The organism is Micromonospora sp. CNZ285 (genome assembly GCF_004637285.1).
Genome location: NZ_SPQD01000001.1, coordinates 5,646,955 through 5,659,776 on the forward strand (window position 1 = coordinate 5,646,955; position 12,822 = coordinate 5,659,776).

The 12,822-nt window shown below is 73.9% G+C and carries 15 protein-coding genes; 8 read left to right on the plus strand and 7 right to left on the minus strand.

The window, feature by feature from the left end:
• Positions 1-27 precede the first annotated feature (27 nt).
• A complete protein-coding gene (locus CLT75_RS25885; RefSeq protein WP_030273542.1) occupies positions 28-1,485 on the plus strand; it encodes a menaquinone biosynthesis decarboxylase in 1,458 nt (485 codons plus the stop codon).
• Positions 1,485-2,390: a menaquinone biosynthesis prenyltransferase MqnP gene (gene mqnP, locus CLT75_RS25890; RefSeq protein WP_013283552.1), complete on the plus strand. Its 906-nt coding sequence runs from the start codon at positions 1,485-1,487 to the stop codon at positions 2,388-2,390. Before CLT75_RS25885 ends, mqnP begins: the two co-directional genes overlap by 1 nt.
• A 19-nt stretch (positions 2,391-2,409) precedes the next feature.
• Here the strand turns inward: mqnP and CLT75_RS25895 are convergent, their stop codons facing one another.
• Positions 2,410-3,420, minus strand: coding sequence for a terpene synthase family protein (locus tag CLT75_RS25895; RefSeq protein WP_486485270.1), 1,011 nt, complete (start codon positions 3,418-3,420; stop codon positions 2,410-2,412).
• 98 nt (positions 3,421-3,518) lie between these two features.
• Here CLT75_RS25895 and CLT75_RS25900 point away from each other — a divergent pair, with 98 nt between their 5' ends.
• Complete coding sequence (locus CLT75_RS25900; protein WP_135242855.1) at positions 3,519-4,163, plus strand: UbiX family flavin prenyltransferase; 645 nt, start codon at positions 3,519-3,521, stop codon at positions 4,161-4,163.
• A 56-nt stretch (positions 4,164-4,219) separates the two neighbouring features.
• Here CLT75_RS25900 and CLT75_RS25905 read toward each other — a convergent pair whose 3' ends face one another.
• Positions 4,220-4,486: a BldC family transcriptional regulator gene (locus CLT75_RS25905; protein WP_013473529.1), complete on the minus strand. Its 267-nt coding sequence runs from the start codon at positions 4,484-4,486 to the stop codon at positions 4,220-4,222.
• Between the two features lie 256 nt (positions 4,487-4,742).
• Between CLT75_RS25905 and CLT75_RS25910 the strand changes: the two genes are divergently transcribed.
• From CLT75_RS25910 to cds1, 3 genes are read left to right on the plus strand one after another with little or no spacing between them, the layout of a single operon-like run.
• On the plus strand, positions 4,743-5,201 hold the full coding sequence (locus CLT75_RS25910; RefSeq protein ID WP_120572118.1) for an Lrp/AsnC family transcriptional regulator: 459 nt from the start codon (positions 4,743-4,745) through the stop codon (positions 5,199-5,201).
• Between the two features lie 42 nt (positions 5,202-5,243).
• Entirely contained in the window at positions 5,244-6,086 is an 843-nt protein-coding gene (locus CLT75_RS25915; RefSeq protein ID WP_135242856.1) for an SDR family NAD(P)-dependent oxidoreductase, read from the plus strand.
• A 10-nt stretch (positions 6,087-6,096) separates the two neighbouring features.
• Positions 6,097-7,191 (plus strand): L-cysteine desulfhydrase Cds1, encoded by a 1,095-nt coding sequence (cds1, locus tag CLT75_RS25920; protein ID WP_120572116.1) that lies wholly within the window; start codon positions 6,097-6,099, stop codon positions 7,189-7,191.
• A 16-nt stretch (positions 7,192-7,207) separates the two neighbouring features.
• Here the strand turns inward: cds1 and CLT75_RS25925 are convergent, their stop codons facing one another.
• From CLT75_RS25925 to CLT75_RS25935, 3 genes are all read right to left on the minus strand, one after another.
• Positions 7,208-7,828: a putative glycolipid-binding domain-containing protein gene (locus CLT75_RS25925; protein ID WP_047891634.1), complete on the minus strand. Its 621-nt coding sequence runs from the start codon at positions 7,826-7,828 to the stop codon at positions 7,208-7,210.
• A gap of 76 nt (positions 7,829-7,904) precedes the next feature.
• Complete coding sequence (locus CLT75_RS25930) at positions 7,905-8,114, minus strand: helix-turn-helix transcriptional regulator (RefSeq protein ID WP_041798756.1); 210 nt, start codon at positions 8,112-8,114, stop codon at positions 7,905-7,907.
• Between the two features lie 44 nt (positions 8,115-8,158).
• The gene (locus tag CLT75_RS25935; RefSeq protein ID WP_036311366.1) at positions 8,159-8,374 is read right to left on the minus strand and encodes a helix-turn-helix transcriptional regulator; all 216 of its coding nucleotides are present in this window, start codon (positions 8,372-8,374) and stop codon (positions 8,159-8,161) included.
• 183 nt (positions 8,375-8,557) lie between these two features.
• Between CLT75_RS25935 and CLT75_RS25940 the strand changes: the two genes are divergently transcribed.
• Together CLT75_RS25940 and CLT75_RS25945 are read left to right on the plus strand one after the other, a co-directional pair.
• A complete protein-coding gene (locus CLT75_RS25940) occupies positions 8,558-8,755 on the plus strand; it encodes a flavin reductase (RefSeq protein ID WP_486485271.1) in 198 nt (65 codons plus the stop codon).
• On the plus strand, positions 8,748-8,969 hold the full coding sequence (locus tag CLT75_RS25945) for a hypothetical protein (protein WP_135242858.1): 222 nt from the start codon (positions 8,748-8,750) through the stop codon (positions 8,967-8,969). Before CLT75_RS25940 ends, CLT75_RS25945 begins: the two co-directional genes overlap by 8 nt.
• Before the next feature lie 76 nt (positions 8,970-9,045).
• Here the strand turns inward: CLT75_RS25945 and CLT75_RS25950 are convergent, their stop codons facing one another.
• Together CLT75_RS25950 and CLT75_RS25955 are read right to left on the minus strand one after the other, a co-directional pair.
• The gene (locus tag CLT75_RS25950) at positions 9,046-10,944 is read right to left on the minus strand and encodes a DEAD/DEAH box helicase (protein WP_135242859.1); all 1,899 of its coding nucleotides are present in this window, start codon (positions 10,942-10,944) and stop codon (positions 9,046-9,048) included.
• 190 nt (positions 10,945-11,134) lie between these two features.
• Positions 11,135-12,745, minus strand: a complete 1,611-nt coding sequence (locus tag CLT75_RS25955; RefSeq protein ID WP_135242860.1) for a hypothetical protein — start codon at positions 12,743-12,745, stop codon at positions 11,135-11,137.
• Positions 12,746-12,822 lie beyond the last annotated feature (77 nt).

Consider the following 12,822-nt stretch of genomic DNA (forward strand, 5'->3'; position numbering starts at 1 on the left):
GGGCAGCGGGTACGGGAGGATGGCGGTATGGCGGCTCGCTTCCCGTACACCGATCTGAAGGATTTCCTCGCGGCGCTGGAGCGTGCGGGCGAGCTGCGGCGGGTGAGCGCGCCGGTCGACCCCACGCTGGAGATCAGCGAGATCGTCACCCGTACCGTCCGGGCCGGCGGGCCGGCGCTGCTGTTCGAGCGGCCCACCCGGGGTGAGATGCCGGTGGCGATCAACCTGTTCGGCACCGAGAAGCGGATGGCGATGGCGCTCGGGGTGGAACACCTCGACGAGATCGGCGAGCGGATCGGCGACATGCTCAAGCCGGAGCTGCCGCAGGGCTTCTCCGGGATGATGGGCGGCCTGGGCAAGGTCATGCAGCTCAAGTCGATGCCGCCGAAGAAGGTCAAGACCGCCCCGTGCCAGCAGGTGGTCTACCGCGGCGACGACGTCGACCTGAACCGGCTGCCCGGGTTGCAGGTGTGGCCCGGTGACGGCGGGATCTTCCACAACTTCGGGCTGACCCACACCAAGCACCCGGAGACCGGCAAGCGCAACCTCGGGCTCTACCGGCTCCAGCAGCACTCGCACAACACCATCGGCATGCACTGGCAGATCCACAAGAACTCGACCGCGCACCACGCGGTCGCCGAGCGGCTCGGCCAGCGGCTGCCGGTGGCGATCGCGATCGGCGCGGATCCGGTGGTGGCGTACTCGGCCAGCGCGCCGCTGCCGGCCGACATCGACGAGTACCTGTTCGCCGGGTTCCTCGCCGGTGAGCGGGTCGAGATGGTCGACTGCCTGACCGTCCCGTTGCAGGTGCCGGCGCACGCGCAGATCGTGCTGGAGGGCTACATCGAGCCGGGCGAGCGCCTGCCCGAGGGGCCGTTCGGCGACCACACCGGCTTCTACACGCCGGTCGAGCCGTTCCCGGTCATGCACATCGAGTGCATGACCATGCAGCGCGACCCGGTCTACCACTCGATCGTCACGTCCCAGCCGCCCCAGGAGGACCACGGCCTCGGCAAGGCCACCGAGCGGATCTTCGCGCCGCTGCTGCGCTTCCTGATCCCGGACATCGTCGACTACGACCTGCCCGCCGCCGGTGTCTTCCACAACTGCGCGATCGTGTCGATCCGCAAGCGCTACCCGAAGCACGCGCAGAAGGTCATGAACGCGATCTGGGGCGCGCACATGATGTCGCTGACCAAGCTGATCGTGATCGTCGACGAGGACTGCGACGTGCACGACTACAACGAGGTCGCGTTCCGCGCCTTCGGCAACGTCGACTACGCCCGCGACCTGATGGTCACCGAGGGGCCGGTGGACCACCTGGACCACGCCTCGTACCAGCAGTTCTGGGGTGGCAAGGCCGGCATCGACGCGACCCGCAAGCTGCCCGAGGAGGGCTACAGCCGGGGCTGGCCGGAGGAGATGCGCATGTCGCCCGAGGTGGTCTCGCTCGTCGACAAGCGCTGGAAGGAATACGGGATCTGATGACGGCGGCAGTTCAGGAACGACCCGGCCGGGTCTCGTCCTTCCTCAAGCTCGTCGCCATCGAGCACTCGGTCTTCGCGCTGCCGTTCGCGTACCTGTCGGCGCTGACCGCCATGCAGCTCAACGGCGGCCGGGTGCGCTGGGGAGACCTGCTGCTGATCACCGTGGCGATGGTCGGCGCGCGGACGTTCGCGATGGCCGCGAACCGGATCCTCGACCGGCGGATCGACGCGCGGAACCCGCGTACGGCGAACCGGGAACTGGTCACCGGCGCGGTGAGCGTGCGGACGGCCTGGACCGGCGCGGCCGTCGCGCTCGTGGTGTTCCTGGCCGCCGCCGCCCTGCTCAACCCGCTCTGCCTGGTGCTCGCGCCGCTCGCCGTGGTGCCGCTCGTGGTCTACCCGTACGCCAAGCGGTTCACGAACTGGCCGCACGCCATCCTCGGGGTGGCCCAGGCGGTCGGCCCGGTCGGCGCCTGGCTGGCGGTCACCGGCACGCTCGACGGTTCCGGCCCGGCATGGCTGCTCGGCGCCGCCGTCGGCCTGTGGATCGGCGGCTTCGACCTGATCTACGCCTGCCAGGACTCGGAGATCGACCGGGAGATCGGCGTGCACAGCGTCCCCGCCCGGTACGGCCGGCGCTTCGCGTTGCACGCCTCCACTGTCGCGCACGTGGTGACGTTCGCGCTGTTCATCTGGTTCGGCGCCTGGGTCGGCTTCGGCTGGCTGTGGTGGATCGGGCTGGCGCTCACCGCTGTGGCCTTCGCCTACCAGCACATGGTGGTCAGCCCCACCGATCTGAGCAAGGTCAACCGGGCGTTCTTCACCGCCAACGGCTTCGTCGGCATCGCGTTGTTCGTCCTCGCGCTGCTCGACCTGGTGATCCGGCTCGGCCTGCGGCCGTAGCGGCAAGGACGGCACCCGGTCAGGACGCCGCGCCGACCGGGTAGCGGGCGCTCTCCAGCGTCCAGTCGACGGTGCCGCGCACGGCGGCGGCCAGCCCGTCGAGGTGGATGGCGACGGCGTCGTCGAGCGTCGGGCCGAACGACGGCGCCGCCGCCAGGAGCGCCGCGAACCGGTCCATCTCGGCACGCCAGTGCACGGCGACCAGGTCGACCGCCGCCGGCAGCGGCACGCCCCGCTCGGCGGCCGTCGCCAGCACCAGGTTGTGCCCGCCGCCGGTGGCCCGGTCGCGCTCCAGCGAGGCGATGTCGTTGAACCAGGACAGCAGGTCGTTGGCGAGGCCGGCGAGCCGCCGCAGCGCCGGATGGTGGTAGACCGCGTCGGGCAGCGGACGCCCGGACGCGAACTCGATCAGCGGGTACGACACGTACGCCGCCGACGTGGCCCGGCGCAGCCGCACGTACTCGGCGACGCCCGGTGGACGGCCGGACGTGGTGGCGGTGGCCTCCCGGTGCACCCCGTCGAGGTGGTCGGCGACCGCGTCGGCGAAGCGCAGCCGCCACCGGGCCGGCATCCGGCGCCGGGGCTCCCGCCACGCCTGCACGAGCAGGCGCCGCAGCGGGCCGGAGAAGCCCGGATGGCGGGCGCGCGGGCCCTCGCGCAGCAGGGCGAGCGTGCCGTCACGCAGCGCGCGGATCTGCGGTGGGGTGAGGCCGTCCCGTCCGTCGCAGGCGTCGTCGACGAGGAAGAACCAGGTGAACAACGCGGTCAGCACCCGCAGGTCGGGCTCGGTGGCGTCCGGGTAGAGGCGGCCGGCGTACCGGGCGAAGCCGGCCCGCGCCAGCCGTCGCCGGGTGGCCGGGTCAGCCGGCAGGCCGAGCCGGTCGACGAGTTCCACCAGCCAGCCCTGCACGTCGTCGGCGTACGGGGAGAGGCGGGGCGGGATCGGGCAGTCGGAGCGGAGCGCCCGCAGCACCGCCGCCGTCATCACCGGCCCCTCCGTGGAAATGGATCGCCGGTCGAAGAATTTCATGTCGCGGGACGTTCCGTGAACCCTCTGGACATCCCGGGCGGGCCGACCGAAAGGGGGTCGCCGCCCGCCGCCCGCGGCGACCAGGCACGCTTGAGGGCATGCGCGAACCATGGGTGGTGGGTGTCTCCGGCGCGTCCGGGACGCCGTACGCGGCGGCTGTCGTCCGGGGCCTGCTCGACGCCGGCCAGGCGGTGGACCTGATCGTCTCCCGGGCGGCCCGGCTGACAGTGCTGGACGAGACCGGCCGGCCCTTCCGGGACGCGCACTGGACCGAGGACCTGGCCGCCTGGCTCGACCGCGACCTCACCGGCGCGGACCTGCGGCACTGGCCCGCCGGTGACCTGGCCGCCGGGCCGAGCAGCGGCTCCTACCCGGTACGCGGCATGGCGGTGGTGCCGGCCAGCACCGCCGCGTGCGCGGGCATCGCCATCGGGCTGTCGAAGGACCTGCTCCAGCGTGCCGCCGAGGTGAACCTCAAGGAGCGCCGCCCGGTGGTCGTGGTGCCCCGGGAGACGCCGGTGACCCGCAGTCACCTGGAACATCTCATCGCGCTGCACGACGCGGGCGCGGTGGTGCTGCCGGCCAGTCCGGGCTTCTACGGCGCCGGGGCGGCGGCGTCCGCCGGGCAGCTCGTCGACTTCGTGGCCGGGAAGGTGCTCGACGCGCTCGGTGTCGAGCACACGCTGTTCCGGCGGTGGTCCGGCGAGCTGGCCGCCGGTCGCCGGGAGGCGGATCCGCGCTGACGAACCCGTGGGCGACGTCCGGGGCGCGGCCCTCGGCCGGACCGCGCCCCGCACGTTCAGTACATGCCGGCGTTCGCCGGTCCGGGGCCGGTGGAAGCGGTCGGGCCCATGTTGCGGGCCTTGCCCATGTCCTCCGCCTCGTCCAGCATGCCCTCCCCCTCGAGCAGGGCCCGCACCTCGGATTCCCGAAACCGGCGGTGCCCTCCTGGAGTCCGGATACTGCCGATCCGGCCGGCCGCTGCCCATCTGGTCACGGTCTTCGGGTCCACCCGAAACAGCGCAGCGACCTCACCCGGTGTCAGCAGGCGATCTCCAGTGTCCACAGCCCCCTCCTCGCGTCGACGAAGCCCCCGGCTGAACACACTGCCCCCGGCCGGTGCGAGCCCAGAGCCGTCATGAGGGACGTATGGCAATTACAGCACCGGCTACCGGACGTGTCCGCCAAACGCGAAAAACGCACACACTGGGAAGGATAGGAAATGGTACCGGTGGAGAACCCCCTGATCGTACGTTTGTGAAGGGCCGGTGCACCGGTACCGACAGTGTTCGGTGGCCGCCGAGCGGATAGGGTCACTCTCCGTGGACACGATCGACCTGAGCCTCGTGGAGTTGTTGCGGGGCAACGCCCGTCTGTCGTACGCCGAACTGGCCCGTCAGGTCGGCCTCTCCGCTCCGGCCGTGCACGAGCGGGTCGGCAAGCTGGAGTCCAGCGGCGTGATCCGGGCGTACCGGGCCGAGGTCGAGCCGGAGTCGATCGGGCTCGGCGTGACAGCGCTCATCGGCATCATCGAGGACTCCGACGCGGACACCGACGACGTGCTGGAGTCGTTCCGCCGCATCCCCGAGATCGAGTCCTGCTACTTCATGGCCGGCGTCGAGTCCTTCCTGCTCAAGGCGCGGGTCGGCACGATCGCCGAGCTGGAGCAGTTGATCGTCCGGCTGAACCGGACGGCCGGTGTGGCGTCCACCCGCACCAGCATCGCCCTGTCGACCAAGTGGGAGAACCGCCCGCAGCCGCTGGAAGCGCCCACCGCCTGACGCCTCTGGCCCCGGGCCGTCGGTTGCGGTTACCGTGCGCCGATGACGAGCTCGGGACGCGGTGCCGCAGTGGTGACCGGAGCGGCCGGCGGGCTGGGGCGGGCCATCGCCGCCGCGCTGCACGCCGACGGCTGGAACGTGCTGCTCACCGACACCGACGCCGGGGCCGCGTCGGCCGCCGCCTCGTCGCTGGGCGGCTGGTCCCGCCCGCTCGACGTACGCGACGAGTCCGCCTGCGCGGAGGTCGCCGCCGAGGCGGCGGCCGCGCCCGGCGGCCTCGGGCTCTGGGTGAACAACGCGGGCATCCTGGTCACCGGCCCGTCCTGGGGACACGACGCCCCGACCCGCCGCGCGGTGGTCGAGGTGAACGCGCTCGGCGCGATGAACGGCACGCTCGCCGCCGTCGCGGTGATGCGCGAACAGGGCCGCGGCCACGTGCTCAACGTCGTCTCGCTGGCCGGGCTGATCGCCGCGCCCGGCGAGACGGTGTACGCGGCCAGCAAGCACGCCCTGCTCGCGTTCAGCCTCGGCACCCTGAGCGACCTGCGGATGGCCGGCGTCCGGGGCGTACACGTGTCGTGCCTGTGCCCGGACGGGATCTGGACGCCGATGCTGCACGACAAGCTGGACGACCCGGGAGCGCTGGCGTCCTTCACCGGCGCGTTGCTCACGCCGGAGCGGGTGGCCGCGCGGGCCGTCCGGCTGGCCCGCCGGCCCCGGCCGGTGGTCAGCCTGCCGCGCTGGCGCGGCGCCCAGGTGCGGCTCCTGGACGCCTTTCCCCGGCTCGCCCTGGCCCTCACGCCGGTGATCCGGGCCACCGGACGGGCCGGTCAGCGGCGGCAGGCCCGCCGGGTCCGGGAAAACCCGAGCCCACCTCGCTTGTAACGTTGCCGGCGTGACTCACTTCGACAGGTGCGACGAGGCCAGCCGGCGCTGGGTGACCGAGGCGATCGCCACTGTCGAGGCGGACGCCAACCGCTCCGCCGACACCCACCTGCTGCCGTTCCCGCTGCCCCGCGAGTGGGGGATCGACCTCTACCTCAAGGACGAGTCGGTGCACCCCACCGGCTCGCTGAAGCACCGGCTGGCCCGCTCGCTGTTCCTCTACGGGCTCTGCAACGGCTGGATCGGCCCGGACACCACGATCGTCGAGGCGTCGTCCGGCTCGACGGCCGTCTCCGAGGCGTACTTCGCCCGGATGCTCGGGCTGCCGTTCATCGCGGTCATGCCCGCCTCCACGTCGCCGGAGAAGATCGCCCAGATCGAGTTCCAGGGCGGGCGCTGCCACCTGGTGGACGACCCGTCCAAGGTCGTGGTGGAGGCGCGCTGGCTCGCCGAGGACAGCGGCGGCCGGTTCATGGACCAGTTCACCTACGCCGAGCGGGCCACCGACTGGCGGGGCAACAACAACATCGCCGAGTCGATCTACGCCCAGCTCGCGCTGGAACGGCACCCGGTGCCCGCCTGGATCGTGGTCGGCGCCGGCACCGGCGGCACCAGCGCCACCATCGGCCGGTACGCCCGGTACCGGCGGCTGCCCACCAAGCTCTGCGTGGTGGACCCGGAGAACTCGGCGTTCTACCCCGCCTGGCAGGCCGGCGACTGGTCGGTGCGCACCGACCGCGGCTCCCGGATCGAGGGCATCGGGCGGCCCACCGTCGAGGCGTCCTTCCTGCCCAGCGTGGTGGACCGGATGGTGCAGGTGCCGGACGCCGCGTCGCTCGCCGCGATGCGGGCCGGCTCGGCCGTGCTCGGCCGCCTCGTGGGCGGCTCCACCGGCACCAACCTGTGGGGCGCGTTCGGGCTGATCGCGCAGATGCGCGCGGCCGGGCGTACCGGCTCGGTGGTCACGCTGATCTGCGACCCGGGCGACCGGTACGGCGACACCTACTACTCCGACGAGTGGGTGGCCGCGCAGGGCCTCGACCTCGCCCCGCACCTCGCCACGATCGACCGGTTCCTGACCGACGGCACCTGGCCGGCGGCCTGAACCGGACCCCGGACGGTCAGCGCGGGTCGACCCGCTCGGCCAGCCCCGGGTAGCGCACCACGAAACCGTCCGGGTCGACCTCCAGGTCGGCGGCGAACGTGTCACTGGAATACCGGACCCGGCCCGGGCCCAGCGAGGTGTAGACCTGCTCGGCGGGCACCACGGCCAGGCCGGGCAGCAGCACCCAGGCCACCGTCACGGCGGTGGCCAGGTCGGCGGGCAGCCGGCCCAGCCCGATCCGGCGGATCGGCAGCGTGTTCGTCAGCGGGGAACCGCCCAGATCCACGTCGAGTGCCTCGGCCAGCCGGCCCGGGTCGTCGGTGCCCGGCAGGCCCGCCGGTGGGTGGCCCGCCGCGCTCAGCGCCGCGTCCAGGTCACCCTCCTCGCCGGTACGCACACGCCACCCGTCCCGGCCCCGCTCCAGGCGTACGCTCCGCGACCAGCCGGCGCCCTCGGACTCGACCTCCAGCCGGTTCGTCGACCAGTCCGGGCCGACGGTCAGGCGGTACCGGCACGTGTACGGGATCGGATCCACGGCGAGCGCCACACCCTGCGCGGTCAGCCCCTGACCGTCGTCGAGCACGACGTGCTCGGAGCCGGCGGTGTCGGTCCGGGCCCAGAAGAGCGACTTCGGCATGGACCGGACGTTACGCGACCCGGCCGTCGGCGGCAGCGGATGCGCGAACGCCGCCAAGGCCGGGCTTCTTGCCTGCCTACCCCTGCTCGTCGCCCTCGGTGGGGCGGGGCGGCCGGTTGTGGCGGGCCCACTCGTCGACCTCGTCCGCGTCCCAGACGTTCATGCCGATCAGTCGGGCGAGCGGCTCGGGAAACCCGGGGCGGCGGGTGATCTGCAGGACCCGCTGACGCGATACGCCGAACAGGGCGGCCAGCTCGCCGGGCCCATACAGGCGTGGTCGTCTCACCCGCCGAAAGTAGGCGCGAGACGTACTGGTCATACCTCGTCGGGCTACTCGTCGTCGTCCGCCGGCCGGGGCGGTCGGTGTTCCCGGATGTACCGCTCGACGTCCCGCTTCAACCAGACCGCGCCGACCGACAGCTCTTGATACGGCGCGGGGAATGCGGGATGCCGCCGGATCTCGCGGAATCTCGATCTGCCCACGCCGAGCATCTTCAAGATCTCACCGGCCGCGACAAGTTCGCCCGGTCCCGTCTCCTTGGTCACGACTTCGAAGGTAGGAGCGGGCCGACCCGACCATGGTTACGCGAACAAATGACCACACCTATGTGGGCCCGTCAACATTGACAGGGGGCAAGTGAGCGATCTGATGGATCAGGCCCCGCCCGGTGGCGAGTTCGCGGCGGACGGGGGTGCCACCTGGACGCCGAACCATGCAGGAGGCCCCGAGTGACCCAGCCGTGCGAGCACGCCAAGGTTGAGTTGGTCGCTGACTACGAGCACGACCGACGCCACCTCGCCGTCGATCTGGCCGCCCTGATGCGGCAGGCAACCGATGACCTGACCCGGCTCTACTCCGAGCCGCCGGACCCCGCCGAGATGCACATCCGGTTCCTGGGCTGGCTGCGGTCGGTGCGCAATGTCTGACCCGATCGGCACCGGGCTGCTGCTGGCCGCCGTCATCGCCCAGGCGTTCGGCTGCTGGGTCGCCTGGTCGTGGGGCCGGTCCGCTCGGCGCAGCCTCCGGCAGACCATCGACAAGGCCATCCCGACGCCACCGCCCGACTGGCGGCCTCGTCATCGCCTGTCGCTGTGGAATGAGCCGACCCGGCGATATCCCGTCCTCACACCGCGCAGCTAGAACGGGAGCCGAAATCACCCCGGACGCACTGCCGCCGCCGAGCGGATGCTCGGCGGCGGCAGTGGGTGCGCTCAGATCAGTGGGTACGTGCCGGCGGGCGCCCGCCGAAGCCGCGCCTGTCGTCCCGGCCCCGCCCCTCGGCCCGGAAACCGCCGGCCCGGCGCTCGGCCGGACGCGCGTCGCCCCGGTCACCGAAACGCCGCTCGGCGTGCGGGCGGTCGTCCTGGCGCCGGTCGCCGAAGCCGCGCGAGCTGCCCGGCCGGTCGTCGTACCGCCGCTCGTCGCGGTCGTACCCGCGTCCGGTCGTCGGCCGCGGCCGGTCCCCGTACGGCCGCTCAGACCGCTCGCCGAAGCGCCGGTCGTCGCCGCGCGGGCCGCGGCCGCGGTCGTCGGACCGCTGCTCGCCGAAGCTCCGGCCGTCGGACCGCCGGTCGCCGAAGCTCCGGTCGTCGCGACGCTCCGGCCGCCCGAAGCGGCGCTCGCCGCCGCCGGACCGCTCGCCCGAGTACCGCTCGCCGGCCGGCCGGTCGCCGAACCGGCGGTCACCGCCACGATCAGCGAACCGGTCGCCGGACCGCTCGCCCGCGGGCCGGTCGCCGTAGCGGCGCTCGCCCCGGCCGTCACGGTCGCCGAACCGGCGCTCGCCACGGTCGGAGAAGCCGCCCCGGCCGCCCCGGTCGAAGCCCCGGCCGTCGCGGTCGCCGAAGCGGCGCGAGCCGCCGCCGCGTCGCGGCTCCGGCTCGTCCCGCACCGGTACGCCGCTGGGCTCGCGCGCGCCGGTCAGCTCGGCCAGCGCCTCGTCGCCCGCCCGGACCCGGGTCTCGGCCGGCTCGACGCCCGCCTTCTCCATCATGGCCAGAGTGGTGCGGCGCTGCTTGGGCAGCACCAGCGTCGCCACCGCGCCCGACTCGCCGGCCCGAGCCGTACGGCCGGCCCGGTGCAGGTAGTCCTTGGGGTCCTTCGGCGGGTCCACGTGCAGCACGAGCGAGACGCCGTCGACGTGGATGCCCCGGGCCGCCACGTCGGTCGCGACCAGCACGGGCGTGCGGCCCTCGCGGAACTCGGCGAGCGTCTTGGTGCGCATGCGCTGGGTCTTGCCGCCGTGCAGCCCACCGGCCCGCACGCCGACGGCCGCGAGCTGCTCGACGAGGCGGTCCACGCCGAGCTGCGTACGGGCGAACAGCATGGTGCGGCCCTCACGGGCGGCGATGGACGCGGCGACGGCGAACTTGTCGTGCGGCGGGATCAGCAGCAGGTGGTGATCCATGGTGGACACGGCGGCGGTGGCCGGCGCGGTCGAGTGGGTGACCGGGTCGGTCATGAACCGCTTGACGAGCGTGTCGACGTCGTTGTCCAGAGTGGCCGAGAACAGCAGCCGCTGGGCGTCCGCCGGAGTCTTCGCCAGCAGCTGGGTGACCTCGGGCAGGAAGCCCATGTCGGCCATCTGGTCGGCCTCGTCCAGCACGGTGATCTCGACGTCGTCGAGGCGGCACACGCCGCGCTCGATCAGGTCGCCGAGCCGTCCCGGCGTGGCCACGACGATCTCCACACCGCGGCGCAGCGCGTCGATCTGCCTGTCGTACGGCACGCCGCCGACGGCGGTCTTCAGGAACACGCCGACCGCCTTGCCGAGCGGCATGAGCGCGTCGTTGACCTGCATGGCCAGTTCGCGGGTGGGGACCAGGACCAGGGCGCGCGGGTGCAGCGGCCGGGCCCGGTTGCGGTCGGCGAGCCGGGCGATCACCGGCAGGCCGAAGGCGAGCGTCTTGCCGGAGCCGGTCTGGCCCCGGCCGAGGACGTCGCGGCCCGCGAGCGAGTCGGGCAGGGTGGCCCGCTGGATCTCGAACGGGGTGGTGATGCCCTGGCGGGCGAGCGTCTCGACGACCTGCCGGGGCAGGCCGAGCGAGGCGAAGTCGACGGTGTCGGGCGTCGGGTCGACGGACGGGGACGTGCTGGGTTCAGCGAACGTGGTCAAGAAATACCTCTCGAGCGGGGCGCATCTTCGCGATGGCCCGCCGCGGCCTGTCACGCCGCCGAATCGCCCGCAAGATCGCCCATGGGCGCGCGCAGTCGGGCGCGCCAGGTCAGTGATCGCAGACAAGTGTACGGCGCATCGCCCACTCCGCCACGGCGACGCGAGAACGTAGTGGGCGGGCTCACCCCCGTCACTCGATGAGCATGGTCCCGGTCAGCCCGCTCAACGCGTCGTTGGCCAGGAAGACCACGAGCAGACTGATCGCGATCAACATGGTCAGCGCGACGGCCAGCACGATGAACACCTTGGTGTTGCCGCCCCGGGCCGCCGGGCCCTCCTCGGACCAGCCCTGGGCCAGGATGTGCCCGGTCAGCGATCCGGAGTTCTCCAGCGGGTTGCCCTGCGGGAACGACACGGTGGCGAACCCGGGCCCGTCGGTGCCGCCGTACGCGGTGGTGGCGAGATCCGGGTCGGCGGGCTGTGGGCGTACCGGACGGGTCGTGTCGGCCTCGCGGGCGGGCGTGGCCGGCGGCGGCCAGGTCGGCAGCGCCGGGGCCGGCACCACGGGCGGCGGTGGGGCCGACACGGGTGCGGCGGCCCACGACGGCTGCGCGGCGGCCGGCGGCGCGACGAGCGGCGTCGGGACGGCGGCCCGCGCAGGCGGGAACACCGGGGTGGCGGGAGGCGCCGGGAACAGCGGCGCGGGCAGCGGGTCCGCCGCGCCGGTCATCGCCGGTGGCGGCGGGAACGGCGGCGCGGGCATCGGACCCGGTGGCGGCGGGGGCGGGGGTACGGGCGGACCCGGCGGCGGTACCGGCGGCCCGGGGATCGGTGGCACCGGGCCGGGCGTCGGCGTCGGCGGGGTGGGCGCGGGCGGCGCGGGCAGGGGCGGCGTGGGCCGCAGCGGCGGCTCCGGCTCGGGTACCGGCGGCGCCGGTGACGGCGGCGTCGGACCCGGCACCGGGGTCGGCGCCGGCTCGGGCTCCGGGCCGTTCGGCGCCGGGGGTTGCGCGGGCTCCGGCGGCTGGACCGGCTCCGGCGGTTCCGGGTTCACCGGCCCGGCCCGGTAGACGGTGGCGGCGGCGGGCGGAGCGGCCACCACGGAGGCGGCGACCTCCTCGGCCGAGACGCGGCTCAGGCCGGGCACCGACGCGCTGGCCCGGGCAGGCGCGGATCCGGCCTGGTCGGCGCCCGTCGAGGCGCCGGTGAGCGGGGCCGGGCGGTCGGCGGCGGAGGCCGGTGCCGCGTTCGGCGAAGACCCGGCCGAACCGGCTGCCGGGGAGGGGGAGTCGTCGGTTCCGTCCGCCTGCTCGGCCGGTGCGGTGTCGCGCTCCGGTGCGGCGTCGGCCGGTGCTGCCGCGTCGGCGGTTGCGGCGGCCGGCGCGGGCACGCGTGCTGAACCGGAGGCGCGGGGCGCCGGGATGGCGGCCGGAGCACTGCCGGGCGTACCCGGGGAGGCGTCGCCGTCCGCCTCCGCGGCGGGCTGGGGCGTCGCCTGGCGTTCGCCCACGGCGAAGGCGGACCAACTGGACGGCGGCACGGTGGCGCCGGGCAGACGCCGGTCCAGCGGGGGTGGGGTCTCCGCCGGGGTGCCCGCCCGATACGTCGTCGGGCCGGCCTGCGGAATCGGCTGCGCGTCACCGGTGGGCGGCGGTACGGCCGCGCCGGCGACCGACACCCGCGCCCGCGCGACGGCTACCGGCGCGGCCGAACCACGGTCGTCGTCGTCGCCGGCCGGGTCGGCGGGGTCGGGCGTCGGTCCCGGGTGGACCTTCTCCGCCGGAACGTCCTGCTCGCCCATCTCGCCCCTCCGCACCCACGCTCGCCTCCAGCCGTGGCGCCGACCGGACGTGCCTGGATCTCACCGTGCCACATTCC